The sequence below is a fragment of the Desulfacinum infernum DSM 9756 genome (genome assembly GCF_900129305.1).
Classification (GTDB): Bacteria; Desulfobacterota; Syntrophobacteria; order Syntrophobacterales; family DSM-9756; genus Desulfacinum; species Desulfacinum infernum.
In genome coordinates, this window is sequence record NZ_FQVB01000010.1 from 112,278 (window position 1) to 137,277 (window position 25,000).

Below are 25,000 nucleotides of genomic sequence, written 5' to 3' on the forward strand. Positions count from 1 at the left end.
TCTCCGTTTCTCGCCCTTTCGTCTGCGAGTGCCACAGTATCTCGACCATACCTTGCCGCTTTGACACGGTCTGGACTTCGTCCTTCCCTAGGAGACTCGTCGAGTCGTAAGGCCGAATCGCGTTCGTCATCCTGCGGACTGTGTGTTCGTCTCCGGTTGCTTCCCACCCCGCCTCACGGCGACGCAGTTACCTTCGACTACCGGGAGCGGGCATCTCCCGGAAGAGGACTTTCACCTCTCTGATCACGCCTGCTCCCAGGCGCACTAGGGGCGGGCTTTACGCCCGCCCTTCAGAACCTGTCCATGAGAAAGAATCGTCCAATTCAGGTGGGAAAGAGTCCTGCCCGCCCGCCGGACACCAAAAAAACTTGACAGGGAAAAGAGGGAACGGCTATTTGCTTGCGTGCAAGTAAAGTGCGTGCGAGACTTTCAGGCCCTCGAGGCTCCGTTTCCGCTCAACACAAGGAGGCACCATGACGGATCACAAGCAGGTCTACGAAGCGTTGGCCACCCATCTGGATCGGCTCCCCGCCGGGTTCCCCCGAACGTCGTCCGGCGTGGAGATGAAGATCCTGGAAAAGCTCTTCACCCCCGAGGAAGCCGAGCTGGCGACCAAACTCACCATGAAGCCCGAGGCGGTGGAAGAGGTGGCGGCCCGGGCGGGCATGCCCCCCGAGGAGTTGGGCCCCAAGCTGGAGGAAATGGCCAAGAAGGGCCTCATCTTTCGGTTGCGAAAAGGCGATCAGGTGCGTTACATGGCCGCCCAGTTCCTGGTGGGCATCTGGGAATACCACGTGAACTCGCTGGATGAAGAGCTCATCCGGCTCATGAACGAGTACATCCCGGCCTTCTTCCAGCACGCCCTGCAGCTGAGGACGCCTCAGCTTCGAACCATCCCGCTTCCCAAGTCGGTCACGCCGGAACAGCACGTGATGCCGTACGAGGAAGCCCGCAAGCTGATCGAGGAGCAGGAAAAGATCGTGGTGGCTCCGTGCATCTGCCGCAAGGAACACAACATGGTGGGCAAGGGCTGCGACCGTCCTCTGGAGACGTGCCTGGTGTTCGGAAGCGGCGCTCAGTATTACGAGGACAACGGGCTGGGGCGGCCCATCGACAAGGAAGAGGCGTTGAAGATCCTGGAACTGGCCGAAGAGCACGCCCTGGTGCTCCAGCCTTCCAATGCCCAGAAGATCATGAACATCTGCCTGTGCTGCGGCTGCTGCTGCCAGATCCTCAAGAATCTGAAGCGCATCCCCGAACCGGCCAAGGTGGTCATGAGCAACTACTTTGCGGAAATCGACCGCGACGAATGCATCGGATGCGAAACCTGCGTGGACCGGTGCCAGATGGACGCCATCGCCATGGAAGACGACCTGGCTCAGGTGAACGCGGCTCGGTGCATCGGCTGCGGCGTGTGCGTCCCCTCCTGCCCGCAGGAAGCCATCACGCTTCGGGAAAAGACGGAAGAGGAGAAGCGGATTCCGCCCGCCCATCCGCTGGAGACTTACAAGATGATCGCCATGGAGCGCATGGCGGGCCTGCAGCGCTCGTCCTGACAAGCAGGCAGCGGACCCGGGAGCTTGTCCAAGAAGGCACTCCGGCCCAAACGACCGGTGAATTTCCGTTGTCTTCGTAGCCGCGGGGCTTTAGCCCCGCGGAAGAGGATCGCCGTGAACCAATGAGATGGCGGGCCCAGAACCTGTTGGATTATCGGGCGTTCGGGGGTTTTCCCGCAGCCCCAAAGGGCTGCGCTACGAGAAAAGCGGTCATCCCTTTCACATACCTAATCTGAGCGATTTTTTCTTCGGGTGTCTCTTACACCGCGTGATTAGCGGGCGGGGATAAACCCCGCCCCTACCCAATGGGTCCGGGGCTTTTTGTAGGGGCGGGCTTTACGCCCGCCCTTCAGGACCTGTCCATGAGAAAGAACCGTCCAATTCAGGACATAGACAAAAAGCCCCGCGGCACCACGCGCCGCGGGGCTTTTTGATTTGGTTCACGCCGGGACGCGCCCCCTCACAGGGGATAGACGTTTCCGGATTCCAGGATGCGCCAGCCCGTTCGGGTTTCGCCCAGCAGCAGGTTGATCTGCCAGCCCACCTTGCAATGATCGGAAATGATCCGGGGAACCCGAACCTCAAAAGGTCCCTCTTCCGTGGTCAGGGCGGACAGGATCAGAACACCCGGCTTGACCTCCTCCACCACGAAGTAATCGTCCACCTCGTCCGTCCAGGTGCGCGGCGGATGGGTCTGGGCGAAGTCGTAGAGGAGCCGCGCCAGCCGCTCCGCCGCCGGCAGCTCCTTGGACGCCTCGGACGCCAGTTCCATGGCCTTCCGGGCCTCTTCCTTGGACGCGTAGTCGTTTTCCACCAGCCACTTCATGAGCTTCTTGGTGACGGTCCCGGCCGCCCGCAAAAGCGACTCGGACGCCATCACCTTTCGAATCATGAAGTAGGTGAGGAAGGTGCTCACCCCCGACGGGATCTTTTCCGGACCGAAGATGGCGCAAAAGGTCTGATCCTTGTAATCCGCCAGGCGCCGGTACAGGGTGTTTTCCCCCGCCGTCGGAAGTTCCTGATAACCGTATAGGTTCAAAGACGTTTGAAAGAGGGTGATGACCTCTTCGTATCGCTGATAGGTTCGAGGCTTCAGACGCTCTCGCTGCTCCCTCAGGAACCGGTCGAAGATCCGGTCGATGTTCGGCTGTGCCACCGTGGGGAAGGCGATGACGTTGTTTCTCGTTTTCGTTTTGCTGCTCATTCGCTCCACCTGCCGTAAAATCCGAGATTGGGCCTGCCGGTGCAGGCCAGCCGCTTATACCTTGCTTCCGCAATAAGGGCAATACGCAAAAGAGGGTTCCAGCTCCCGCCCGCATTGACCGCACCGGGGCACTCTGGGAAATTCCCGGGGCTGGGGCGCCGCGGTTGTCCCCCAGGCTTCCTCGGGCACGGCCATGTGACCGCACCGGTCGCACATGAGAAGGGGTTCCCCCTTCTTGACCGGAAAGAGCGGGATAAAAAAGAGGCTGAGATAATGGTCGATGCGCTTGAGCCGCGCCTGGGCGAGCCCGCAGGCCGGGCACAGGCGGGGCGTTTCGTCCAAAACCTTGGTCTTGGGCTGCACACCGCCGATGAAGAAGAACATGGCTTGCGTACCCTCCCGCTACACATTGAATCGGAAGTGGATGATGTCTCCGTCCCTTACCGGATAATCACGCCCTTCCAGCCGCACAAGGCCCTGCTTGCGGGCGGCTGCATAGTCCCCGCAGCGTTTCAGATCGTCGTAGGCCACCACCTCCGCCCGGATGAACCCCTTCTGCATGTCGCTGTGGATCACCCCCGCGGCCTCCACGGCCGGAATCCCCACGGGAATGGTCCAGGCCTTCACCTCGTCGTCCCCGACGGTGAAGAAGGTGCCGAGGCCCAGCAGCCGGAAGGACCGGCGAATGACCCGATCCAGAGCCGACTCGGCGATCCCGTAGTCCTCACGGAAGATCACCGCGTCCTCTTCGCTCAACTGAGCCATCTCCATTTCCAGCCGTCCCCGGATCACCATGGCCTCGGGGCTTCCTTCCGGCAGGGCCGGCATGGCCTCGTCGTCATCGTCGTTGTTGATCACCACCAGGACGGGCTTGGCCGACAGAAAGGTGTAGCCCCGGAGCTCGGGGGCGGCTGCCAGTTCCGGGTCATCCCGGAGGGGCCTTTCGGCGTTGAGAAGTTCGGCGCATCGTTCCAGAAGAGCCGTTTCCGTCTCGGACACCTTGCGTCCCTTGCCCCTTTCGGCGGCGATCCGCTCCAGGCGCTTTTCCACCGTGGCCAGATCCGCCAGGATGAATTCCTCCTCCAGGGTGCGGACGTCCCCGGCCGGGTCGGGCGCTCCCATGACGGGATCGTGGAAGTTTCGCACCACCATGAGGAAGGCCGCCACGGGGCGCATGTGGGTGAGAAGGAGCGCCATGTATTCCTTTTTCTGGTCGGCCGCTCCCGGCATTCCCTGAAGATCCAGGTAGGTCACCTGGGCCGGGGTCTTCTTCTTGGGCTGGTAGAGGTCGTTGAGCCATTCCAGCCGGGCGTCGGGAACGGACACGGCGCCCAGGGCGGGCGCCGCCTGGCCTCCCGTGGGCACCGCCTCCCCGGTTCTTCGGGTCAGTGCGTTGAAGATGGTGGTCTTGCCGGCTCGGTTGAGGCCGACGATGCCGAGTTTCATGGGAAACCTCCCCGATCCGTTCTTGATTCGCTGCTTTTTCCCGTTTCTAATCCCATCATGGAATGCAGGCCCATTTTAGCACCCATGGATCCGATGTGGGGCGGGATTTTCCTGGAAAAGGCCCTGCACCTCTCTTGCCGAAGGGGTAGGAGCGGCCCGGAGCTTCACCGAGAGCTTCGGCTCCTTTGGCGGGAAGCGACCAGGAAATCCCACTGCGCGCCCGAAGCGCCCGATGCCGACGTGGGTCTCCTCGTCTGCCGGTGGCCTCGGGAACATCCCCTTTCGGCCTGCCCGTCCTTTCTTTTCTATTGCGGGCTTCCCCCGGAAGGGCCCCGGCCGTACCGGGCGGTCTTCAATTCCCGAAAGACGAGATCAACACCCAGAGCGGCCCCCTGGGTCCGGGCCTTACGAAACGCTCTGGCCCACCATGAAAACCGACCGGGCGTCTGGCTCGGCAGCTTCGGTACGCCCACCTACGACCTGGTGACCTGCCATGCCCTCTCCCTGGAGAAACCATGCATCGTGGTGGCCCCGCCCCACCGATCCCTTTCCTTCCGGGAGGCCTACCGGGCCTATGGGCCGGACCGCCCGCCCCGGGCCCTGCTCAGCTGCCTTCCCGGCCGATCTGTCTGCCCTCCGGCCCGGGCCATGCAGTGCCGGGATCGGCTGCTGGCGGCCTTGGCCGACCAGTGGGTGCTTCTGGAAATCCGCCGGGGAGGCACCCTGGAGCAGGCCCTGAGGGATGAGCTTCGTCTGAGGCCCCGGCCGGCGGAACTTTGGATGCCCGCAAGAGAGGATGCGGCTTCGGGCGGAGGCGCGGCGCTGCAATCGGAATTTCCCCATTGCATTCGGGACCGCTACCAAGCCGGTGCCTCTTCCCGCCCCGAGCCCCCTGAAAGGGCCTCTCCGCCGGCGATCCCTTCCCACCCGGCGGCGGATCTCCCCTGGGACGACCACCTTTACCATTACACCCGATCCCGACCGGGGCCGTGGCCGGGACAAAGCGTTTGCGAGTGGGCCCGGGACCTCCTGGAGGACGCCCCCTGGGCCGACCACACGGCCCTGGATACGCTTCTTCGCATTCTCCGGGAAGGGCGCCTCCGCGGGAGCTCACGGCTCATAAGAGGCGGTCATTGCGTGGTTTCCTGGACGGCGGTCCCGCCCGGCGAGCTGGCTCGGATCACGCGGTGGCACCCGGGACTCATCCGCTGGACCTTCGAACCCTACGGCATCGCCGTCCGTCGCCCGGCCCTGAAGGCTCTGGGCGTTCGCCCGGCGATCTATGCCCATCCCGGTCATTATGAAACGTTGCGGGAACGCGACCGGTACCGGTTTCAGGTCCACGACCCGCCGGAAAGATCGTGGAAAATCGAGCGGGAATGGCGCCTGATGGGAGACCTGGACCTCGGCGGGCTTTCCCCCGACGACTGGTTCGCCATCGTGCCCACAAAGGAAGAAGCCGACCGGTTGCGCCGGCACCTGACGCGCCCCGTTTCCGTCATCCCGCTCTGCGGCGAATAAGCACTCGCACTATGGGCCGACCGATTCCCTCCCGGTGCGCGGTCCCGACGGGCGGGCATAAAGCCCGCCCCTACAAGAACGGATCAGCCACAACCGTGAAAAGCCGCAGCCCTAAAGGGCAGCACCACTGCGACACAGGGGGGCTCAATGGTTTTCCACCGTAATCCGTAATCCGTAATCCGTGAGCCGTGAATCGTGAAGTGGTGGGCGAAAGGATTGGGTCGTAGGGGTAAAGCGCTATGGGATATGGGGTAGGGGGAGGTTGCCCCGTCGGGGATCCTCGTCCTTTTCCAAAGGACGGCCGGGGAGTTGCTTACCCCTTACCCCTCCCTCCTCACCCGCCTCACACCTTACTCCTTACTCCTCACCCTTCACTTCCTCACTCAACAACCGCACCAGGGCGTTGAGCAGATCCGAAAGGCCCCGGCGTGCCAGGGCGCTCACGGCCACCACGGGGTGACCCGTCTCCCGGTAGGCGGCCAGGAGGCGCTGCCGGTGCGCCTCGTCCGTCACCAGGTCCATCTTGTTGAGCGCCACGATGCGGGCCTTTTCCCCCAGAGCATCCGAATAGCTTTCCAGTTCCTTTTCGATGGTTCGGTACGGCGCCAGCGGATCGTCCGGGGCCACGGCCGCGGCATCCACCAGGTGGACCAGCACCTTGGTGCGCTCGATATGCTTGAGGAACCGGATCCCCAGGCCCGCCCCTTCATGGGCGCCCTCGATGAGGCCGGGGATGTCGGCCATGACGAACGGCGGGGCATCGCCGTGCTGCACCACGCCCAGGTTGGGAACCAGGGTGGTGAAGGGGTAGTCGGCGATCTTGGGGCGCGCGGCGGACACGGCCGCAATGAGAGTGGACTTTCCCGCATTGGGAAGGCCCACCAGGCCCACATCGGCCAGCAGCTTCAGCTCCAGCAGAAGCTCCCGGCTTTCGCCCTCTTCCCCTTCTTCCGCATACCGGGGCGCCTGTCGGGTGGCCGTGACGAACCGCGCGTTGCCCCGCCCTCCGCGGCCCCCGCGGGCCGCCACCCAGCGCATTCCCGGACGGTTCAGGTCCGCGAGAACCTCGCCCGTTTCCACGTCCTTCACAAGGGTTCCGACGGGAACCAAAAGAACCAGATCCTTGCCGCCGCGGCCGTGCATGGCCTTGCCCATGCCGTGGCGACCCCGTTCGGCCCGGTAGAGGCGCCGATAGCGGAAATCGAGCAAGGTCTGCTTCCGCTCCGTGGCCTCCAGGACCACGTCTCCCCCCTTGCCGCCGTCGCCTCCGTCGGGGCCTCCCCTCGGCACGTATTTTTCCCGCCGGAAGCTCACACAGCCGTTGCCGCCGCGGCCCGCTTCCACCTGAATCCTGGCTTCGTCGATGAAACGCATGGCTTTTCCAAATAGCAACGGGGGAGTGAACCTCCCCCGTTGCAAAAGATTTTTCGAGTTTTTTTCCGGACGTGCGACCGGCCTACTGGGCCTGGGTCGGGATGGGATAGACGCTGATCTGCTTGCGGGTCTTGTCCTTGTGTTCGAAAGCCACCACGCCGTCGATCAGGGCGAACAGGGTGTAGTCCTTGCCCATGCCCACATTCCGTCCGGGATGAAACTTGGTGCCCAACTGGCGCACCAGGATGTTTCCGGCGCGGACGAATTCGCCGCCGTACTTCTTCACGCCCCGCCTCTGTCCTGCACTGTCGCGGCCGTTGCGGGAACTGCCGCCTGCCTTTTTATGTGCCATGCCGTGACCTCCCCTTCAGGCCCTCGCGCAACCTGAAGCCTTTTCTGCAAAGAATGCCGAGTTCGCTTTAGGCCGTCCGGTCTTCAATGCCCTCGATGCGGACCGCCGTGTAATCCTGCCGATGCCCCTGCTTTTTCTGGTAGTCCTTGCGCCGCTTGTACTTGAAGATGACGACCTTCTTGTGCCGGCCCTGCTCCACGATGCGGGCTCGAACCACCTTGTCTTCCAGCACAGGCCGTCCCACCTGGACCTGCTCCCCGTCGGCCACCAGGAGCACCTGATCCAGAAGGATCTCGTCGCCGGGTTCCCCCGCCAGTTTTTCCAGTTTGAGCACGGCACCCGGCTCGGCCTTGTACTGCTTGCCACCCGATTCAACGATTGCGTACATGGATTTCATCCTCCGCCCTTTTCTATGTCTTCCCGGCCCGCCACCCGACGTCCCACAAAAAAAGCGGCCTCGGGCCGCCCGGGGTGTGTGCGTCGAGGGATCCTCTCACACACGAGCGTAAATCCCCTGCTTGGCGATCATCTCCTGAAACTGTTTGAGCCTGTCGCAGTTTTCCAGGCACTTGTTCTTGTCCTGGTCCACCTTGTCACAATCCAGACACGGGCTCCGCAGTTGCATGGCTCGGCCTCCTCCAGAAGTGACGCAACACTGCTTTATAAATGGGGCCTGGAAGTCGTGTCAAGGCCTTAATAAAGGGAAAAACCGACGGGCCGTTTCTCACTTCACAAAGGGCTCCGCTTGTCATAAACAGCCCTAGACAAGCCGACCTCGTCGGCCGCTTCTCGTTTTGCCTTGTAAAACGCCGAATCGGAAAGGGGATCGACATGCCTGCCGGCCACATGAAAGACCACATCTTTTACCGAAACCTGAAAAAGACCTATCCCGTGGTGGACCGAGGGGAGGGCGTCTACATCTGGGACAAGAACGGAAAGCGCTACATCGACGGGTCCGGCGGCGCCTGCGTGGTGAGCATCGGCCACGGGGTGCCCGAGATCCTGGAGGCGATGAAGGAGCAGGCCCGACGCATCTGCTTTGCCCACGGGAGCCATTTCACCAGCGAGGCGGCCCTGGAATGCGCCGAGCGGCTGGTTCGCATGGCCCCCGATCCGGCCCTCAACCGCGTCTATTTCCTTTCCGGAGGCTCGGAAGCGGTGGAAACGGCCGTCAAGGTGGTCCGCCAATACTGGAGGGAAGTGGGAAAACCCGACAAGTACAAGGTGATCAGCCGCTGGACCAGCTTTCATGGAAACACCACGGGCGCCCTGGCCCTGGGCGGCCACACGGGACGCCGCAAGCACTACCACCCTCTTTTTCTTCACACGCCGCACATCGAACCCGCCTACTGCTACCGCTGCCCCTTCGGCCGGGAGCCGGAAGCCTGTTCCCTGGAATGTGCCGACCAGCTGGAACGCACCATCAAGTACGAAGGCCCGGACGCCGTGGCGGCCTTCATCGCGGAACCCGTGGTGGGGGCCACGGCCGGAGCCCTGGTTCCCCGGGACGGCTACTGGCAGAGGATTCGGGAGATCTGCAACGCCTACCAAGTGAAGCTCATCGCCGATGAGGTCATGACCGGCGTGGGCCGCACGGGCCAAAACTTCTGCCTGGACCACTGGAAAGTAGTGCCGGACGTGATCGTGACCGCCAAGGGACTCAGTTCCGGCTACACGCCCTTGGGTGCCGTGATCGTGAAGGAGGAGATCCACGACGCCATCCGGAGCGGCTCGGGCGCCTTCGTCCACGGCCACACCTACTGCCAGAACCCGCTTTCGGCGGCCATCGGCGCCGCGGTTCTTCGCTACCTGGAAGAACAGAACCTGGTGGCCCGGTCCGAAAGGATGGGGAAGGTGCTGCTGGAAAAGCTCCAGGTACTCCTGGAACATCCCACGGTGGGCGACGTGCGGGGTCTCGGCCTCTTCGCCGGCGTGGAGCTGGTCCGAGACAAAAAAACCAAGGCCACCTTCGATCCATCTCTCAAGATCAACGCCCGGGTGGCCCAGGAGGCCTTCCGGAGAGGACTCATCACCTATCCGGGTTCCGGCGGTGCGGACGGCATCCACGGCGACCACATCCTCCTGGCCCCGCCGTTTGTGATCACCGAATCCCAGATCGACGACCTGGTGCGCATCCTGGGCGAAGCCATCCAAGCGGTGGAAGAAGGATTGGAGGATTAGAGGGGTATGGGGTAAGGGGTAAGCGGGGCGCGGGGTTGCGCCCTGTGACCCCTTTCCCCTGGAGCTTTGCCCCGGCTCAGGCGCGATGGTATTCGAAGCCGGGGATGGTGAGCCGGTCCTCGATCTTTCCCAGCGCCCAGGAGGCCACACTCACCAGGGCCAGGTAGATGACCCCCACCACGGCGAAGACTTCCGTGTACTTGAAGGTGGCCGAAGCGATGATCTTGCCCTCGCCGGTGAGTTCGATGCAGGTGACCATGTAGGCCAGACTGGAATACTTGATGAGGTAGATGATCTCGTTGCCGCATCCGGGAAGGGCCCGGCGCACCGCCTGGGGAAGGATCACGTAAAGAATGGTCTGAAGCCGCGTCATGCCGACGGCCTGAGCCGCCTGCAGCTGCCCCTTCTTGATGGAAAGCAGCGCACCCCGGATGTATTCGGAATGATAGGCCCCGCTGCACAGGGAAAACCCCACCACGGACGCCACGTAGGGGCTGAGGTAGATGCCGATGCGAGGCAGGCCGAAGTACCAGATGTAGAGCTGCACCAGGAGGGGGAAGCCCCGAAAGAGGGCCACGTACAGGTCGGCGGGCCAGCGCAGCGCCCGCACTCCGTACACCCGGCACGATCCCGCCAGGACTCCCAGAAAAAAGCCCAGCACGGCCGACGGCACGATGAGGCGGATGCTCATCCACAGGCCGCGCATCAGCGCCGGCATCAGATCGTTGACGATGAATCCCAGCTCCCCGGTCATCAGCGCCCGCCCAGCTCCGTGATCTTGGTGCAGAACTCCCGGGTCCTTTCGCAGTCGGCGTCGTCCAGGATCTTGTCGGGTGGCCCCTGCTCGATGACGACGCCGTTTTCCATGAAGATGATTTCATCCGCCAGAGCCCGCGCGAACCCGATCTGGTGCGTGGCCATGATCATGGTCATCCCGGCGGCTCCCAGGTCCCGGATCACCGCGTGAACCTCACCGATGAGCTCCGGATCCAAGGCCGACGTGGGCTCGTCCAAAAGCATCACCTTGGGGTCCAGCGCCAGGGCTCGGGCGATGGAAACCCGCTGCTTCTGACCTCCGGAAAGCTCGGCCGGGTACTTGTGGGCATGCACCCCCAGGCCCACCCTCTCCAGTTCGGCCATGGCCCGCTCCCGGGCCTGGGATCTTTTCATCTTCTTGACGCGAACCAGCCCGATTTCCACGTTTCCGAGAGCCGTCAGGTGGTCGAACAGGTTGAATTCCTGGAAGATCATGCCCACCTGCTGACGGTAGAGGCACAGGCCCTTGCGATCGGACGGATCCACGGGGCGGCCTTCCAGGCAGATCCGCCCGGCGTCGGGCATGACCAGAAAGTTGATGCTCTGAAGCAGCGTGCTCTTTCCCGCTCCCGAGGGGCCGATCAGCACCTTGATCTCCCCCCTGCGGATCGAAAGATCCACGCCGCCCAAAATCTCCTTGTTTCCGAAGGATTTCCGGATCCCCTCCACCGTGAGGACAGGGGCCGAATCGGTTGCCGTCGTCATCCTACGAATAACCTTTCAGCTTCACCTTCCGGTGCAGGGCGTTCAGGGCCCGGGTTCCCAGAAAGGTGAGGATCATGAAGATGAAACCGGCACACAGGTAGAGCACCAGGTGCTGGTAGGTGCGGGACGCCACGTGGTGAGCCCGGGCCATGAGTTCCGCCACGCCCAGGGCGTAGGTCACCGCCGAATCCTTCAAGAGGACCGAATACTCGTTGGACCAACCGGGGATGGCGAGCCGCAGGGCCTGGGGCAGGATGATGTGCACGATGGCCTGGGCGTCGCTCATGCCGATGGCCCGGGCGGCCTTCATCTGCCCTTCCGGGATGGACAGGATGGCTCCGCGCAGGATCTGGGACTGGTAGGCGGAGCTGATGGAGCCCAGCACGATGATGGCCACGGTGAAGGCCGAAAAGTCCAGGTGAAGGAAAGGAAAGAGGCCGAAGTAGAAGAGGAAGAGGAGCACCAGGAGCGGAATGCCGCGAAAGAACCACACGTAGAGCCCGATGATCCGCTTGAGCGGCCTGGGGCCGTAGACCTGGCCCACCGCCAGGGGAAGGCCCACGAGAAGACCCAGGGAAAGGGAACCCAGCACCACCACCAGCGTCACCCAGACGCCCTGAAGCAGGTAGGGAAGGCTCTGCTGGAGTACGCTGAAGGGTGTGCTCATGGATAGGCCTTGTCCAAACACAGGGAAGGGGCGCACGCGGGTCGGTGCGCCCCCTTCTGATGGTAAACGGTTGCTTTTGACGACGATCGCGCTACTTCACGCCGTATTTCTGCTTCAGCTCTTCCCAGTAGGGGGTGGCCATGAGGCGCTTGAGACCTTCGTTGAGCAGGTTCAAGAGCTCCGTGTCCCCCTTTCGCACCGCATAGGCCGTGATGTCGTCCGGTTGGCCGTAGGGTCCCAGAACCTTCAGCGGAAGTCCCTTTTCCATGGCTTCCTGGGCGGACGTCAGCGAGACCGCCGCGGTGTCCAGGCGGCCATTCACGATGTCTTCCATGGCCAGAGGAGCGGAATCGTAATGGCGCAGCTCGAACTTCTTACCCTCCTTCAGCAGGTTGTCCTCGATCCACTTGGCTTCCGAGGTCCCCCGCTGCACGCCCATCTTGCGGCCTTCCGCCATGGCCTCTTCCACGGTGAGCGTGGAATCCTTGCGGGCCACCAGCACCATGACCGTCTTGTGGTACGGGATGGTGAAGTCCACCTTTTCCTGGCGCTCCGGCGTGACGCTCATGCCGGATGCGATGAAGTCGATCTTCTTGGCCTGGAGCGTGGGGATGATGGCGGCCCAGTCCGTGGGCTGATGGCGCACCTTGAAGCCCATCTCCTTGGCGATCCATTCCACCGCCTTGATGTCCAGTCCGTCGGGCTTTCCGGAGGCGTCGATGAAGGTGAACGGAGGATAGTTGGCATCGATGCCGTTCACATAGACCTTTTCTTCGGCAAGGACCGGACCGGCACTCCACATGGAAACACCCAGAAGACAAAGGCTCAGGACTGCAATGGCAACGCGTCTGTTCATGGAAGGCTCCTCCAAAAGGGTTGGTGTTCGAGTGTCTCGCGTTTCCGAGTGCGCCCTGTGATAACAGAAGACCCGACGGCGATCAAGGGAAATGGGCAGGCAACCCATTGCATCCATTCCGACTTTTTGCTAACTACTTACAGGACCTTCGCGGTACGGGGTCATTCATCGCCGCCGTTGCATTGCCCAAGGCTGCGGCCTGGGCCGCCTTTGCAACACACATATGCGCCCATTGGCGTCCGCCGGTGCTTCGCTCATGGACGGAGCGCCGATGCGGTTCTCGATTTCGCTTTTTGATTCCATCCACTTCAAACGTTCCAAAGAAAGGAGGGAGCCCAAAGACAGGCGAAACCCGCCGAGGATGTGAGGATTTTCAGCGGCATGAACCACAAACAAGACACAAGGAGGTTGGACATGAGGCGAGCTCTTCTTTTGGCAACCATCATGGTGTGTGCCGGCGCGCTCATTCTGGGCGGCGCGGTGGTTCCGGTCCAGGCCAAGACCACGTTCGTCACCATCGGAACGGGCGGCATCACGGGCGTCTACTACCCCACGGGCGGCGCCATCTGCAAGATCGTCAACAACAAGCGCGATCAGTACGGCATCCGCTGCACGGTGGAATCCACGGGCGGCTCGGTGTTCAACATCAACGCCGTGCTGGCCGGGGACCTGGAATTCGGCATCGCCCAGTCCGACCGCCAGTACCAGGCCATCAAGGGCGAAGCCGAATGGCAGGACAAGGGACCTCAGCAGGATCTGCGGGCCGTTTTCAGCATCCATCCGGAAGCCATCACCCTGGTGGCGGCGGAAGATGCGGGCATCAAGTCCGTCCAGGACCTGAAGGGCAAGCGGGTCAACATCGGCAATCCCGGCTCCGGCCAGCGCCAGAACTCCATCGATGTTCTGGAAGCCTTCGGCATCGACTGGGAAAAGGATCTTCAGGCCGAGCAGGTGAAGGCGGCGGAAGCCCCGAGCTTGCTTCAGGACGGCCGGATCGACGCCTTCTTCTACACGGTGGGCCATCCCAGCGGGGCCATCAAGGAAGCGGCGGCCGGCAGGCGCAAGGTTCGAATCGTACCCATCACGGGCCCCGAAGTGGACAATCTTCTGAAGAAGTATCCCTACTACGCGAAAGCCGTGATTCCCATTGAGTTTTATCCTGATACCGGCACGGAGGACATTCAGACGGTGGGCGTGAAGGCCACCTTCGTAACATCCGCCAAGGTGCCGGAGGACGTGGTCTATGCCATCGTGAAGGAAGTTTTCGACAATCTGGAAGAGTTCAAGAAGCTTCATCCGGCCTACTCGGTGCTCACCAGGGAGAACATGCTGGAAGGCCTGAGCGCCCCGTTCCATCCCGGCGCGCTGAAGTACTACAAGGAAGTGGGCCTGATGAAGTAATGGCGTGAGATCGGGAGGTGGCGGGGCCGTCCCGTCACCTCTTTTTTTGCTCCCGGACGATCCCATCCGTTCCCAACGAGTTGCATGAGTGTGACCTGAATTGCACGATTCTTTGACATGGACAGGTCCTCAAGGGCGGGCGTAAAGCCCGCCCCTACCAGAACGCACGGACCCATTGGTAGGGGCGGGGTTTATCCCCGCCCGCTAATCACGCGGTGTAAGAGACACCCGAAGAAAAAATCGCTCAGTTTAGGTGTGAAGGAATTTCCATGACCCATCCCACGGACAAAGACCAAGGACTGGACGTCGCCAAGAAACTGGCCCAGGAAGAAGCGGGCATCGGTCGATTGCCCAAGAAGGGACTCTCCAAATGGGCCGTCCCCGTCATCGGCGTGTGCTGGTCCCTTTTCCAGCTCTCCATCGCCAGCTGGCTTATCCTGGATACCTGGTACATTCGGGCCATCCACCTGGCCTTTGGCCTGCTCATCGTCTATTTGAGCATCCCCATGTTCCGCAAGCCCCGGTTCGACCTCCGGTTCCTGAGCGCCACCGACCGTATCCCGCTGATCGACTGGGTGCTGGGCATTGCGGCGGCCCTCGCGGCCCTCTACGTCGTCATCGACTACCAGGGCATCACCAGCCGCTACGGAGCGCCCATCCCCCGGGACATCGTGGCCGGCTTCACCCTGTTCATCCTTCTGTTGGAAGCGTCCCGGCGCGTCATCGGTCCCGCCCTTTCCGTCATCGCCCTGGTTTTCACCTTCTACGCCTTCTTCGGACCGTACATGCCCGACGTGATTGCCTTCAAGGGTGTGTCGCTCAACCGGTTCGTCGGCCAGATGACCATGTCCACGGAAGGCATCTACGGCATCCCGCTGGACGTGTCGGCCACCATCGTCTTTCTTTTCGTCCTTTTCGGCGCCATGTTGGAAAAGGCGGGGGCGGGCCGTTTCTTCATTCAGCTGGCCCTGAGTCTTTTGGGGGGGTTCAAGGGCGGCCCGGCCAAGGCGGCGGTCCTGGCAAGCGGGCTCACGGGGCTCGTATCAGGCTCCAGCATCGCCAATATCGTGACCACCGGGACCTTCACCATCCCGCTCATGAAGCGCGTGGGCTACCCGCCCCGGAAGGCAGCGGCCATCGAGGTGGCGGCCAGCACAGACGGCCAGCTGGCTCCCCCCATCATGGGAGCGGCGGCCTTCATCATCGCCGAATACGTGAACGTGCCTTACATCGACGTGGTGAAAGCGGCGGCCGTACCGGCCTTCGCCTCCTACGCCGCGCTCCTCTACATCACCCACATTGAAGCGTCCAAGCTGGGCCTGCGAGGCCTTCCCCGGGAAGAGTTGCCGCCCTTTTTCCGCACCCTCGTGAGCGGCCTCCACTACATCATTCCCCTTCTCATGCTTCTCTATGAACTGGTGGTGCTCCGGCATTCTCCGGAAGCGGCGGCCTTCAACGCCATCTGGGTCATGGCCCTGGTCATGCTCTTCCAGCGGCCGGTCCGAGCCTACCTGGACAAGGAACCCCTGGGCCCCGCCTTCAAGCAGGGCATTGTGGATATTTTTTCGTCCCTGGCCGCGGGCGCCCGCAACATGGTGAGCGTGGCCATGGCCACGGCCGCCGCCGGGATCATCGTGGGCGTGGTGGCCATGGGCCTGGGAGGGCTCATCAACCAGATCGTGGATCAGCTTTCGGGCGGAAACATCTATGTGCTGCTCATCATCACGGCCGTGGCCAGTCTCATCATCGGCATGGGACTTCCCACCACGGCCACCTACATCGTCATGGCGTCCCTCACGGCGCCGGTCATCGTCACGGTCGGCGGCTACTACGGCTTCGAAGTGCCGCTCATGGCCGCCCACCTCTTCTGCTTCTTTTTCGGCATCCTGGCCGACGACACCCCGCCGGTGGGCCTGGCCGCCTACGCCGCCGCGGCCATCGCCCGATCGGAACCCATCCCCACGGGCATTCAGGGGTTCATGTACGACATCCGAACGGCCATCCTGCCGTTCATGTTCATCTTCAACCACGACCTGATCCTGCACGGGATCAACAGCTGGAGCCAGGGACTCCTCATCTTCGCCATGGCGTGTATCGGCAACTTCGCCTTCGCCTCGGCCACCCAGGGCTGGTTCATCACCCGGAACCGGTTGTACGAAGTGCCCCTGTTCCTGGCCGTCACGCTCATCATGATGCGTCCCGACGCCGTGGCCGGCTGGGTGGGTGTTCCCATGGACCAGCGCTACTGGATGTATCTGGCGGGGCTTGCCATCTTCGCGCTTGTGTACTTGATCCAGCGACCCCGGGCGAAGCGCGACGTCGTTCCCGCTTGAGGCGAGGCCCCTCGCCGTAGGCTGTGGGGCGATATGGAGGAAAGAGGAAAGCGACCATGGGAGAACTCCGGAAAATCCTTGCCGCCATCTGCTTTTCCGACCATTGCGCGGACACGTTGCAGATGGCGTGCGATTTGGTTAAGAAATTTGATGCCAGGCTGGTGATCGCCAATGTGATCAACGTGCGGGACGTGGAAGCGGTCACCTCCATCGAATCGTTGGGCTACAGCGTTCATGCGGATAGTTACATCGAGGGAATCGAGGAGGAGCGGATCGCGGAATTGAAAAGGATGCTGGCCCCCATGGACCTGCCCCGGGAACGGGTCAAGTCCATCTTCCGGGTCGGCCATCCCTTCGATGAACTAATGAAGGTGATCCGCGAGGAAGATGTGGACCTGGTGGTGATCGGCACCAAGGGCCGGAGCAACCTGCCCCACGTGCTGGTGGGGTCCGTGGCGGAAAAGATCTTCCGGCACTCCCCGGTCACCGTGGTGTCCTGCCGGGACCGGCGCGGCACCCCCTTGGGCGTTAGGCGGGTGAGGAGTTAGGAGTGAGGAGTAAGGGGTAAGGAGTAAGGAGTAAGGAGTAAGGGGAAAGTAACGCCCCGGCCGTCCTTTGGAAAAGGAAGAGGATCCCCGACGGGCCACCCTCCCCCTGCCCCATACCCCTTTACCCCTACGACACGCTCCTTACGCCCAACAATTCACGACTTCACGATTCACGATTCACGATTTACGGATCACGGATTACGGATTACGGATCACGGATTACGGATCACGGAAGACGGTCATGGAAAAACTCATCATCACAGTGGCTCTCACGGGCAACGTGCCCACCAAGGAAATGAACCCGAACGTTCCCATCACGGCGGAAGAGATCGCCCGGGACGTGCGCCGATGCGCCGATGCGGGGGCCGTGCTCTTCCATGTGCACGCCCGGGACGAAAGCGGCAAGCCCACCCTGGACATCGAGCGGTTCAAGGAAAACGTACGGGCGATCAAGGAGGTGGCGCCGGATGTGATCATCCAGCTTTCCACCGGAGCCCGGGCCGGAAAGGACTGGGAAGCCCGGGCCAACCCGGTGCGGCTCCTCCCGGAAATGGCTTCCTTTACCACCGGGTCCAACAACCTGCCGGGCATCGTCTATGAAAACTCCCCCCAGTTCATTCAGTTCCTGGCCGGAGTCTTCAAGGAAACGGGCGTGAAGCCGGAGATCGAAGTCTTTGAGACCGGCATGATCAACAACGCCCTTTACCTCCAGAAGAAGGGGCTCATCGAGCCGCCCCTGCACTTCGACTTCGTCCTGGGAGCACCCGGATCCATGCCCGGATCGGTCAAGAACCTGCTCTTTCTTTCCGAAAGCATCCCGCCGGGATCCACTTGGTCCGTGGCCGGGATCGCCAAGGCGGAGATTCCGCTGGCCACGGCGGCCATCGTCATGGGCGGGCACGTGCGGGTAGGCCTGGAAGACAACCTGACCCTGCCCGACGGTTCGCCGGCCACCAACGCGGGGCTGGTGGAAAAGGTGGTTCGGATCGCCCGGGAAGTGGGCCGCGAGATCGCGAGCCCCGATGAAGCGCGCCGCATCCTGAATCTGGATCCGGCCAAGAAGGACCGCATCCTGAGCCGGATCGACTGAAGCCCATGTCCTTCTGGAACCGGCGTCAGCAGATGGGTTGGGCCGCCGCCCTTCTGGGAGGGAGCGTCCTATTGTCGCGCTTCATGGGCCTGGCCCGCGACAAGGTCATCTCCTACTATTTCGGGGCGACCCTGGAATCCGACGTCTATTTCGCCGCCTTCGTCATTCCGGACTTCATCAATTATCTTCTGGCGGGCGGCTACTTTTCCATCACCCTGATTCCCCTGCTGGCGGAAAAGTTCAGCACGGACGAAGAGGACGGCTGGCGGTTCTTCTCGGCCGTGCTCTTTTGGGTGGCCGCGGCCATCACGGGCGTCACGGCCGCCGCCATGGTGTGGGCTCCGGAACTTTCCCGGTGGGCGGCACCCGGGTTGAGCCAGCCGGCCCTGGAACGGCTGGCTCTCTTTCTTCGCATCATCCTTCCCGCCCAGATCTTTTTCCTGCTGGGCGCCTGCTTCAGCGCCGTGTGCTACCTGAGAAAGCAGTTCCATGTGCCCGCCCTGAGCCCTCTCATCTACAACGGAGCCATCATCGCGGGCGGTATCTGGATGCGTCGATCCGGCATGGAAGGCTTCTGCTGGGGGGTGCTGGCGGGGGCCTTCGTGGGTAACTTTCTGCTCCCCTGCCTGGCGGTGCGTTTCGGGGGAGGGCTTCGCCTGTCCTGGACGCCCCTCCATCCCTCCCTCAAGCGTTTTCTCCTCCTGGCCCTGCCGCTCATGGTGGGCCAGTCGGTGGTGGTGCTGGACGAGCAATTCATCCGCATCTTCGGGTCCATGGCGGAAACGGGGGCCATCAGCTGGCTCAACTACGCCCGCCGGATCATGTTCGTTCCCGTGGGCGTGGTGGCCCAGGCCGCCGGCGTGGCGTCCTATCCCTTCCTGGCCGAGCTCTTCGCCCGAGGCGACAACCACCGGTTTTTTGAAACCCTCAACAGCGCCCTCCGGAACACCCTGGTGGTGCTGGTGCCCATCTCGGCGTGGATGATGCTCGCGGCCGCCCCCGCCATCACCCTCATCTTTCAGCAGGGGCGGTTTTCGGCGGCGGACACGGCCCAGACCGCCTGGGCGCTTCGGGTCTTCCTGGCGGTGGTCTTCTGCTGGGGCTTTCAGCAGATCGTGGGAAGGGGCTACTACGCAAGGCAGGACACGGTGACTCCGGCCGTGGTGGGCACTCTTGCCACCGCCGCCGCGCTGCCGCTCTACTTCCTGGGATCCCGGCTATGGGGAGCCCAAGGCGTGGCGCTGGCCAGCGCGGCCTCTCTTGTTCTCTACACGGGGATTTTGTCGGGCTGGTGGCGGCACCGGCTGGGTCCCGACGCCTTCCGCGGGCTGGGCCGGGACGCCCTGCGGGTGGCGCTGGTCACGGCCGCGGCCTTGGTTCCCGCGGCCTTCGGGCATTACGTTCCGCTCCGGTGGGGCCCCCACGCCCCGTATCTCACGGCTTTTTTGCAGCTCGCCCTTTCGGGCCTTCTCTTTTCCGCCGCCTTCCTGCTCGTCGCCCAACGCACCCTGCCCGACCTGCTGGATCCTTTCCTCCGGCGGTTTCGGGGAGAAAGGGACAAGGGGAAAGGCTAAAGGGAAAAGGTAAAAGGCGAAAGGTAAAAGGGGGTGAGGAGCGAGGGGCGAAAGCCGCTGAGGGACAGCGCCGGACGATGGACGCCTAAGGATGGACAGCCGATCAGGGACTGCCCGGATAGCGCAACCTCATCCCCTGCCCCTCACGACTCACGACTCACGACTCGCGACTCACGCCACGTCGTTCCGTCCCACACGCCCGCCACGGTTCCCGATTCCGACGGATCGTAGCCGCCCAGGGCCTCCACCCTTTGCCGGAACCGATCCGAGCGGATCACTTCCAACAGGAGCCGGATCTTGGGGTCGTCCCAGCACGCTTCGGGGATGATGAGATCGTAGCATTCCTCGCACACGGGGATGAAATCCAGGCCCAGGGCCTTGGCGGCCGCGTAGATGGCCATGCCGCAGTCGGCCGTTCCGCTCAGCACGTTCACGGCCACCGCCATGTGGGTGTATTCCTCCCAGTCATAGCCAATAATCCCGTCGGGGGTTCGGCCCGCCCGTTCCAGCTCGTAGTCCAGGAGGATCCGGGTGCCGGAGCCCGCCTGGCGGTTCACGAAGCGCACATCGTCCCGGAACAGATCTTCGATGCCGCGGATCTTCTTAGGATTTCCGGGCGCCACCAGAAACCCCTGGCGGCGCCGGGTGAGGCGCACCAGGCGCACGGGCGTTCCCTTGAGGTACCGTTCCACGTACCGGCGGTTGTATTGGCCCGTTTCGGGATCCAGCAGGTGGGAACCGGCGAAGTGGGCCTGGCCGCGTCGCACGGCCAGCAGTCCTCCCAGGCTTCCCACGTTGCTGGACGACAGATGCAGGCGCGCGTCCCGGCTCTTGAGTTCGCTCGCCAGCACGTCCACCGTGTTGTCGTGGCTTCCGATCATGATGAGGGTGTGTTCCAGGGCGTCTTCGGATCGTAGGAGCCGCACCCGGACGGGCTCGCCTTCGTTGATCCCTTCCACGTCCTGGGGAATCCGAAGCAGGGCGTCGGCCCGGGTGAGCGACGTGATCACCCCGGCACCGCGCTGGAGCGGCATGGCCACCAGGCGCCCCTGCACCCGGCCCAGGATCACCCGGACGAATTCCTCCAGGCCCAGCTTGGACGGCATCTTGCGCCCGAGAACCGCTTCCACCGTGGGATCGGCGGGATCGGGCAGGCCCTGCATCCAGTGGAGCAGCGGGCGCACGAACTGTTCGAAGGCCATGATGGCCGAAACGGGATAGCCCGGAAGGCCGATGAAGGGCTTGGATCCGATGAGGCCCAGCAGCACGGGCTTTCCCGGCATCATGGCCACTCCGTGGACCAGGAGGGTTCCCAGTTCCTTCAGAAGCGAGACGGTGTAGTCTTCGGAACCCGCCGAGGATCCCGCGTTCAGGACGATCACATGGGCCGGGCACGCGGCCGCGCGGCGCACGGCGTCCAAAAGGCTCTCGTAGTCGTCGGGGACCACGTCCTGGAGCATGGGCACGCCGCCGTTTTCCCGAACCAGGGACGCGATGACCGTTCCGTTGAATTCCACGATCTGGCCCGGCTGGGCCCGGGCGGCCTCGCGTGCGGGCACCAGCTCCGTTCCGGTGGGCTGGATCCACACCCGGGGAAGGGAATAGACGGGCACGTCCGGAACGCCCGCGGCCAGCATGGCTCCCAGGTCCGCCGGGCGAAGGCGGTGCTGCTGGGGCAGCAGGAGCTCGCCTGCCACGATGTCTTCCCCCACCTTTCGCACATGCTGCCAGGGAAAGGCCGCCTGGCGGATTTCGATGGTGGAATCGTCCACCTTTTCCGCATGTTCGATCATGACGACCGCATCGGTTCCTTCCGGCATGGGATCGCCCGTGTCCACGGGAAAGGCCCGGCGGCCCACTTCCAGGCGAAGAGGCCGCACGTCGCTGGCCCCGAAGGTGTCCGAAGCCTTCACGGCAAACCCGTCCATGGCGGCGCCGTGGTAGTGGGGAACGGAAAGCCGGGCCGTCACCGGTTCGGCCGTCACGCGGCCCAGGGCCTCATCGGTGGGAATCCGCTCCACGGCCGTCCGGCACTCCCCCACCGCCTCCTTCCAGACGGCCCGAGCCTCCTCCAGGGTCTTCATGTGCAGGTAGATTGTCCGCTTGAACCGCGCCATTCCGTGCTCCCGTTGTCCGTGATCCGTGATCCGTGATCCGTTAGCCGTTAGTCGTCAGTCGTTGGGAGTAAGGAGTAAGGAGTAAGGGGTGAGGAGTAAGGGGTGAGGGGCTGTGTGCCGGGCGCGCCGATCTTTCTTCTTTTTCACAGGGAGCCTGGGGGGATGGCCCCCTTGATCCGTGAATCGTAAGTCGCAAGCCGTCACGCACCCTCCCCCTCACTCCTTACTCCTTACCCCTTACCCCATATCCCTTTATCCCTTCCTTCTCACTGCCTCTGAAACCCGAAGCGCTTCCAGAAGTCCCTTCGGTACCGGCGCACGCTGGCCAGATACACCTCGGCGATGTGCACCTGCTCCAGTTCGTCCAGCTCAAACTGCACCCAGTCCTCGATGGAATCCAGGCTGCGGAACCAGCGGGTGAATTCCCCCTTGTCCAGGAGCTTGGGCGGCTGGATGACGAAGCTTCCTCCGCCGCGCTGGTGGTAGCGCCGTCCGCCGATCTTGGCGTTGTAGTCCGCCGTGTTCACGCCCACCACGGCCAGGAAGTTGTCGAAGGCGCGCACCAGGGCGCCCGTCTTCCAGTGGCCGCGAAGGATGGGAAAGATGCTGATGTTGAAGATGATTTCCGCTCCCTGGTCCGTGAGCTGCCGGGCCGCTTCCGGCTGTCCCCAGAAGTCGATGCAGACCGGCATGCCGATCTTTCCGAAATCGGTGGCGAAGGCCCGAAAGGATCCGTCCCCGGGACTCATGCCCAGATGATCCCGTTCCAGGGCGCCCAGGTTCGTCTTTCGCTGCCGGCCCAGCAGCCGTCCCTGGCGGTCGAAGAGGGTGGCCGTGTTGTAGGCCCGGTTTCCTTCCACTTCCACCAGGCCCGCGATGATGTAGCTGTTGAGGTCCCGGGCCGCCCGGGACAGTTCTTCCTCTCCCACGTACGGGAAGTATTCGGGAAAGCAGACGACATCCAGCTGCTCGCCCCGGCACGATTCCAGCAAGCGCATGGCGTGCGCGATGTTGCGGGGGTCGTCGAATTCCGGATAGGGTTTGGGTTGGATCAGGGCCACACGAATCGTATCTTTCATCGCTGCATCCTCTTTTTCAGCTCACGGGGCATCGGAAGCCCAATCGATGTCCGTCATGTAGGGAAAATGGTCCGAAGGGTATCGTCCCTGGAAGCTGTCCCGGACGATGACGGCGTCTTTCACGCGAAAGTGGCGGGTCACCAGGATCCAGTCCATGCGGGTCGCCTGGGGAACACCGGAAAAGCCGTGGTGGGTGCGGCTATCCGGGCCTTCGGTTCTTCCCAGCAGGGCCCACGTGTCCGAAAGGCCCACCGCGGGATCCATCAGGATCCGGTGCACGGTGGACCCGGGCGCGTCGTTGAAGTCGCCCAGAACCACGTGGGGACCGGGACGCTCCCGGACCCAGCGGGCCAGGATCTTGGCCTGCTCCTCGCGGGCTTCGGCCCCCATGTGGTCCAAGTGGGTGACGCTCACCCAAAACCGTCGGTCGGTGCAGCGCTCGAGAACCCTCGCCCAGCTCATCATGCGCGGGAAGGCGCTGTCCCAGTTCTTGCTCCGGTGCACCTCCGGGGTCTTGGAAAGCCAGAACTCGCCGCCCTCTTCCACGGCATAGCCTTCCGTGGACACGAAGAGCGTGGGGTACTGGCACGTGTCGTCGATCACCCGGGACGGGGCGTGCAGGACGTAGCCGGGAAGATGCTCCGCCAGGTAGGTGAGCATGGACCAGCGCCCTTCCTGGGTTCCCACGATGTGCGGCCGGTATTGGCGGATGACCTCCAGGACCAGCTCCCGCCGATAGACCCAGCTGTTTTCGCCGTCCCGGTCGTTTTCGAACCGAAGGTTGAACGTCATGATCCGCATGGGCTTTTCTCGCTTACCGTCCCTTCAGGGTCCGTGTTTCAGGCGCCCTAACCATCGCAAATTTGACCGACCGTGGCAAGACGAGTGATGGGTGATGGGTGATGGGTGATGGGTGACGGCCCCTCCCCCTCACGACTCACGACTCACGACTCACGACTCCCCCTTGAAAGGGGAGGCCGAAAGGGTCATGATGGGAAGACGAATCCGACGGTCAAGCACATCGTGAACCCCATGGGCAGGAGTTGGTTTCATGAAAGTGGTGGCATTCAACGGAAGTTCGCGAAAGGGCGGAAACACCGCCATTCTGTGCAACATCGTGCTGGAAGAATTGGAAAAGGAAGGGATCGAAACCCAGCTGGTGGAACTGGCCAAGAAGCCTCTGCAGGGCTGCATCGCGTGCTACAAGTGCTTCAAGAACAAGGACAAGCGCTGCGCCGTGGACAAGGACGCCCTGAACGATCATCTCCAGCTCATGCTGGAAGCCGACGGCATCATCCTGGCCTCCCCCACCTACTTTTCGGACGTGTCGGCTACCATGAAGGCCCTGATCGAGAGGGCGGGGATGGTGAGCCGCGCCAACGGCGACCTGCTGAAGCGCAAGGTGGGTGCCGCGGTGCTGGCCGTACGGAGGGCCGGAGCCATCCACGCGTTCAACTCCATCAACTTCTTCTTTTTCATCGGGCAGATGATCGTTCCCGGATCCAGCTACTGGAACCTTGGCGTGGGCCGGGACATCGGCGACGTGAAGGACGACAAGGAAGGGATCGAGACCATGCGCACCCTGGGCCGGAACATGGCCTGGCTGCTGAAGAAACTGCACGCCTGAAGGAGGGTTCCATGAAGGTGGAGGTGGACCAGACCAAGTGCGGAACCATCGGCATTTGCGTGAAGGAATGCCCGGAGATCTTCCGGTTTCAGGAAGGAAGCAAGAAGGCCGTGGCGCTCATGGAGGAGGTACCGCCCCAATGGCGGGACAAATGCCGGGAAGCGGCCCGCAAATGCCCCAACGGAGCCATCCTCATCACGGAATGATCGGCACCGCGGCGCAGATTTCTTCTCACGGTTCGCCTCCAAGCGTCCGATTAAGGCTTTGACGGGATCAACGACGCAGGGAGGCGAATCATGAACGCTCTTTTCTTCTTGGCCTACTCGGCCCTGGTTCTCACGGGATGTTCCCTGGCGGTCTGGACGGCCGCCGCCCTGGCTCGCGCCGAAAACCGGGGTTCGTCCGACGGGCGTAAGGGGTGAGGCGCATAGTGGGCTTTCAGGGCCCGGTGTCCCCCTGATAGGGGTAGGAAGGACTCGTTGCCGAGTCCCTCCCCCCTCCGAACCGTACGTGCGGATCTCCCGCATACGGCTCTCCGGTTGGTGGTTTTACC

25 protein-coding genes are annotated in these 25,000 nt (G+C 62.9%); 11 read left to right on the forward strand and 14 right to left on the reverse strand.

From position 1 onward, the window contains the following. Positions 1 to 473 precede the first annotated feature (473 nt). Positions 474 to 1,556, forward strand: coding sequence for a 4Fe-4S dicluster-binding protein (locus BUB04_RS06420; protein ID WP_073038050.1), 1,083 nt, complete (start codon positions 474 to 476; stop codon positions 1,554 to 1,556). Between the two features lie 460 nt (positions 1,557 to 2,016). Here BUB04_RS06420 and BUB04_RS06425 read toward each other — a convergent pair whose 3' ends face one another. Genes BUB04_RS06425 through BUB04_RS06435 form a run of 3 tightly spaced genes read right to left on the reverse strand, consistent with a single transcriptional unit; the run spans position 2,017 to position 4,206 of the window. Further along, positions 2,017 to 2,760: a hypothetical protein gene (locus BUB04_RS06425; RefSeq protein WP_084076255.1), complete on the reverse strand. Its 744-nt coding sequence runs from the start codon at positions 2,758 to 2,760 to the stop codon at positions 2,017 to 2,019. A 54-nt stretch (positions 2,761 to 2,814) separates the two neighbouring features. Beyond that, positions 2,815 to 3,144, reverse strand: coding sequence for a zinc ribbon domain-containing protein (locus tag BUB04_RS06430; RefSeq protein ID WP_073038052.1), 330 nt, complete (start codon positions 3,142 to 3,144; stop codon positions 2,815 to 2,817). A gap of 18 nt (positions 3,145 to 3,162) precedes the next feature. Then, entirely contained in the window at positions 3,163 to 4,206 is a 1,044-nt protein-coding gene (locus BUB04_RS06435; protein WP_073038054.1) for a redox-regulated ATPase YchF, read from the reverse strand. A gap of 84 nt (positions 4,207 to 4,290) precedes the next feature. On the opposite strand from BUB04_RS06435, the gene BUB04_RS06440 reads away from it, so the two are divergent. Beyond that, the gene (locus BUB04_RS06440; RefSeq protein ID WP_143156383.1) at positions 4,291 to 5,727 is read left to right on the forward strand and encodes a hypothetical protein; all 1,437 of its coding nucleotides are present in this window, start codon (positions 4,291 to 4,293) and stop codon (positions 5,725 to 5,727) included. A 357-nt stretch (positions 5,728 to 6,084) separates the two neighbouring features. Here BUB04_RS06440 and obgE read toward each other — a convergent pair whose 3' ends face one another. The 4 genes from obgE to BUB04_RS20050 form a co-directional block, all read right to left on the reverse strand. Beyond that, the gene (gene obgE, locus BUB04_RS06445; RefSeq protein ID WP_073038058.1) at positions 6,085 to 7,101 is read right to left on the reverse strand and encodes a GTPase ObgE; all 1,017 of its coding nucleotides are present in this window, start codon (positions 7,099 to 7,101) and stop codon (positions 6,085 to 6,087) included. A gap of 82 nt (positions 7,102 to 7,183) precedes the next feature. Continuing rightward, complete coding sequence (rpmA, locus tag BUB04_RS06450; RefSeq protein WP_073038060.1) at positions 7,184 to 7,453, reverse strand: 50S ribosomal protein L27; 270 nt, start codon at positions 7,451 to 7,453, stop codon at positions 7,184 to 7,186. A gap of 67 nt (positions 7,454 to 7,520) precedes the next feature. Further along, a complete protein-coding gene (gene rplU / locus BUB04_RS06455) occupies positions 7,521 to 7,841 on the reverse strand; it encodes a 50S ribosomal protein L21 (protein ID WP_073038062.1) in 321 nt (106 codons plus the stop codon). 105 nt (positions 7,842 to 7,946) lie between these two features. Further along, on the reverse strand, positions 7,947 to 8,078 hold the full coding sequence (locus tag BUB04_RS20050; RefSeq protein ID WP_281246580.1) for a hypothetical protein: 132 nt from the start codon (positions 8,076 to 8,078) through the stop codon (positions 7,947 to 7,949). Between the two features lie 206 nt (positions 8,079 to 8,284). Here BUB04_RS20050 and BUB04_RS06460 point away from each other — a divergent pair, with 206 nt between their 5' ends. After that, positions 8,285 to 9,634 carry an aspartate aminotransferase family protein gene (locus BUB04_RS06460; RefSeq protein ID WP_084076256.1) on the forward strand — a complete coding sequence of 450 codons (1,350 nt, stop codon included), beginning with the start codon at positions 8,285 to 8,287 and terminating at the stop codon, positions 9,632 to 9,634. 76 nt (positions 9,635 to 9,710) lie between these two features. Here the strand turns inward: BUB04_RS06460 and BUB04_RS06465 are convergent, their stop codons facing one another. The 4 genes from BUB04_RS06465 to BUB04_RS06480 all read right to left on the reverse strand — a co-directional run bounded on the left by BUB04_RS06465 (position 9,711) and on the right by BUB04_RS06480 (position 12,678). Continuing rightward, positions 9,711 to 10,388 carry an amino acid ABC transporter permease gene (locus BUB04_RS06465; RefSeq protein ID WP_073038064.1) on the reverse strand — a complete coding sequence of 226 codons (678 nt, stop codon included), beginning with the start codon at positions 10,386 to 10,388 and terminating at the stop codon, positions 9,711 to 9,713. Continuing rightward, positions 10,388 to 11,155: an amino acid ABC transporter ATP-binding protein gene (locus BUB04_RS06470; RefSeq protein WP_073038066.1), complete on the reverse strand. Its 768-nt coding sequence runs from the start codon at positions 11,153 to 11,155 to the stop codon at positions 10,388 to 10,390. Before BUB04_RS06470 ends, BUB04_RS06465 begins: the two co-directional genes overlap by 1 nt. 1 nt (position 11,156) lies before the next feature. Beyond that, positions 11,157 to 11,822 (reverse strand): amino acid ABC transporter permease, encoded by a 666-nt coding sequence (locus BUB04_RS06475; protein WP_073038068.1) that lies wholly within the window; start codon positions 11,820 to 11,822, stop codon positions 11,157 to 11,159. Between the two features lie 91 nt (positions 11,823 to 11,913). Next, positions 11,914 to 12,678, reverse strand: a complete 765-nt coding sequence (locus tag BUB04_RS06480; RefSeq protein ID WP_073038070.1) for an ABC transporter substrate-binding protein — start codon at positions 12,676 to 12,678, stop codon at positions 11,914 to 11,916. 414 nt (positions 12,679 to 13,092) lie between these two features. Between BUB04_RS06480 and BUB04_RS06485 the strand changes: the two genes are divergently transcribed. From BUB04_RS06485 to murJ, 5 genes are all read left to right on the forward strand, one after another. Next, positions 13,093 to 14,079, forward strand: coding sequence for a TAXI family TRAP transporter solute-binding subunit (locus BUB04_RS06485; RefSeq protein WP_073038071.1), 987 nt, complete (start codon positions 13,093 to 13,095; stop codon positions 14,077 to 14,079). A 269-nt stretch (positions 14,080 to 14,348) separates the two neighbouring features. Beyond that, positions 14,349 to 16,412 (forward strand): TRAP transporter permease, encoded by a 2,064-nt coding sequence (locus BUB04_RS06490; RefSeq protein ID WP_073038073.1) that lies wholly within the window; start codon positions 14,349 to 14,351, stop codon positions 16,410 to 16,412. 56 nt (positions 16,413 to 16,468) lie between these two features. Further along, the gene (locus tag BUB04_RS06495; RefSeq protein ID WP_073038075.1) at positions 16,469 to 16,960 is read left to right on the forward strand and encodes a universal stress protein; all 492 of its coding nucleotides are present in this window, start codon (positions 16,469 to 16,471) and stop codon (positions 16,958 to 16,960) included. Positions 16,961 to 17,201: 241 nt separating this feature from the next. Then, complete coding sequence (locus tag BUB04_RS06500; RefSeq protein WP_073038077.1) at positions 17,202 to 18,050, forward strand: beta-keto acid cleavage family enzyme; 849 nt, start codon at positions 17,202 to 17,204, stop codon at positions 18,048 to 18,050. A gap of 5 nt (positions 18,051 to 18,055) precedes the next feature. Then, the gene (gene murJ / locus BUB04_RS06505; protein WP_073038078.1) at positions 18,056 to 19,624 is read left to right on the forward strand and encodes a murein biosynthesis integral membrane protein MurJ; all 1,569 of its coding nucleotides are present in this window, start codon (positions 18,056 to 18,058) and stop codon (positions 19,622 to 19,624) included. Positions 19,625 to 19,767: 143 nt separating this feature from the next. Here murJ and BUB04_RS06510 read toward each other — a convergent pair whose 3' ends face one another. From BUB04_RS06510 to BUB04_RS06520, 3 genes are all read right to left on the reverse strand, one after another. Further along, on the reverse strand, positions 19,768 to 21,741 hold the full coding sequence (locus tag BUB04_RS06510; protein ID WP_073038080.1) for a molybdopterin biosynthesis protein: 1,974 nt from the start codon (positions 21,739 to 21,741) through the stop codon (positions 19,768 to 19,770). 266 nt (positions 21,742 to 22,007) lie between these two features. After that, complete coding sequence (locus BUB04_RS06515) at positions 22,008 to 22,820, reverse strand: carbon-nitrogen hydrolase family protein (RefSeq protein ID WP_073038082.1); 813 nt, start codon at positions 22,818 to 22,820, stop codon at positions 22,008 to 22,010. Between the two features lie 21 nt (positions 22,821 to 22,841). Then, on the reverse strand, positions 22,842 to 23,621 hold the full coding sequence (locus tag BUB04_RS06520; RefSeq protein ID WP_073038084.1) for an endonuclease/exonuclease/phosphatase family protein: 780 nt from the start codon (positions 23,619 to 23,621) through the stop codon (positions 22,842 to 22,844). A 250-nt stretch (positions 23,622 to 23,871) separates the two neighbouring features. Between BUB04_RS06520 and BUB04_RS06525 the strand changes: the two genes are divergently transcribed. The 3 genes from BUB04_RS06525 (at position 23,872) to BUB04_RS20055 (ending at position 24,869) form a co-directional block, all read left to right on the forward strand. Next, on the forward strand, positions 23,872 to 24,447 hold the full coding sequence (locus tag BUB04_RS06525) for a flavodoxin family protein (protein WP_073038086.1): 576 nt from the start codon (positions 23,872 to 23,874) through the stop codon (positions 24,445 to 24,447). A gap of 11 nt (positions 24,448 to 24,458) precedes the next feature. Further along, positions 24,459 to 24,653 (forward strand): ferredoxin, encoded by a 195-nt coding sequence (locus tag BUB04_RS06530; protein ID WP_073038088.1) that lies wholly within the window; start codon positions 24,459 to 24,461, stop codon positions 24,651 to 24,653. A gap of 90 nt (positions 24,654 to 24,743) precedes the next feature. Beyond that, a complete protein-coding gene (locus BUB04_RS20055; protein ID WP_281246581.1) occupies positions 24,744 to 24,869 on the forward strand; it encodes a hypothetical protein in 126 nt (41 codons plus the stop codon). The last annotated feature ends 131 nt before the right edge of the window (positions 24,870 to 25,000 follow it).

Coding starts and splice junctions, on each gene's coding strand:
- BUB04_RS06490 (WP_073038073.1), top strand. CDS start 14,349: ATGACCCATCCCACGGACAAAGACCAAGGACTGGACGTCGCCAAGAAA.
- BUB04_RS20055 (WP_281246581.1), top strand. CDS start 24,744: ATGAACGCTCTTTTCTTCTTGGCCTACTCGGCCCTGGTTCTCACGGGA.
- BUB04_RS06485 (WP_073038071.1), top strand. CDS start 13,093: ATGAGGCGAGCTCTTCTTTTGGCAACCATCATGGTGTGTGCCGGCGCG.
- rplU (WP_073038062.1), bottom strand. CDS start 7,841: ATGTACGCAATCGTTGAATCGGGTGGCAAGCAGTACAAGGCCGAGCCG.
- BUB04_RS06470 (WP_073038066.1), bottom strand. CDS start 11,155: ATGACGACGGCAACCGATTCGGCCCCTGTCCTCACGGTGGAGGGGATC.
- obgE (WP_073038058.1), bottom strand. CDS start 7,101: ATGCGTTTCATCGACGAAGCCAGGATTCAGGTGGAAGCGGGCCGCGGC.
- BUB04_RS06495 (WP_073038075.1), top strand. CDS start 16,469: ATGGGAGAACTCCGGAAAATCCTTGCCGCCATCTGCTTTTCCGACCAT.
- BUB04_RS06520 (WP_073038084.1), bottom strand. CDS start 23,621: ATGCGGATCATGACGTTCAACCTTCGGTTCGAAAACGACCGGGACGGC.
- BUB04_RS06460 (WP_084076256.1), top strand. CDS start 8,285: ATGCCTGCCGGCCACATGAAAGACCACATCTTTTACCGAAACCTGAAA.
- BUB04_RS06465 (WP_073038064.1), bottom strand. CDS start 10,388: ATGACCGGGGAGCTGGGATTCATCGTCAACGATCTGATGCCGGCGCTG.
- BUB04_RS06510 (WP_073038080.1), bottom strand. CDS start 21,741: ATGGCGCGGTTCAAGCGGACAATCTACCTGCACATGAAGACCCTGGAG.
- BUB04_RS06515 (WP_073038082.1), bottom strand. CDS start 22,820: ATGAAAGATACGATTCGTGTGGCCCTGATCCAACCCAAACCCTATCCG.
- rpmA (WP_073038060.1), bottom strand. CDS start 7,453: ATGGCACATAAAAAGGCAGGCGGCAGTTCCCGCAACGGCCGCGACAGT.
- BUB04_RS06525 (WP_073038086.1), top strand. CDS start 23,872: ATGAAAGTGGTGGCATTCAACGGAAGTTCGCGAAAGGGCGGAAACACC.
- BUB04_RS20050 (WP_281246580.1), bottom strand. CDS start 8,078: ATGCAACTGCGGAGCCCGTGTCTGGATTGTGACAAGGTGGACCAGGAC.
- BUB04_RS06440 (WP_143156383.1), top strand. CDS start 4,291: ATGGATCCGATGTGGGGCGGGATTTTCCTGGAAAAGGCCCTGCACCTC.
- BUB04_RS06500 (WP_073038077.1), top strand. CDS start 17,202: ATGGAAAAACTCATCATCACAGTGGCTCTCACGGGCAACGTGCCCACC.
- BUB04_RS06430 (WP_073038052.1), bottom strand. CDS start 3,144: ATGTTCTTCTTCATCGGCGGTGTGCAGCCCAAGACCAAGGTTTTGGAC.
- BUB04_RS06420 (WP_073038050.1), top strand. CDS start 474: ATGACGGATCACAAGCAGGTCTACGAAGCGTTGGCCACCCATCTGGAT.
- BUB04_RS06480 (WP_073038070.1), bottom strand. CDS start 12,678: ATGAACAGACGCGTTGCCATTGCAGTCCTGAGCCTTTGTCTTCTGGGT.
- BUB04_RS06425 (WP_084076255.1), bottom strand. CDS start 2,760: ATGAGCAGCAAAACGAAAACGAGAAACAACGTCATCGCCTTCCCCACG.
- murJ (WP_073038078.1), top strand. CDS start 18,056: ATGTCCTTCTGGAACCGGCGTCAGCAGATGGGTTGGGCCGCCGCCCTT.
- BUB04_RS06475 (WP_073038068.1), bottom strand. CDS start 11,822: ATGAGCACACCCTTCAGCGTACTCCAGCAGAGCCTTCCCTACCTGCTT.
- BUB04_RS06435 (WP_073038054.1), bottom strand. CDS start 4,206: ATGAAACTCGGCATCGTCGGCCTCAACCGAGCCGGCAAGACCACCATC.
- BUB04_RS06530 (WP_073038088.1), top strand. CDS start 24,459: ATGAAGGTGGAGGTGGACCAGACCAAGTGCGGAACCATCGGCATTTGC.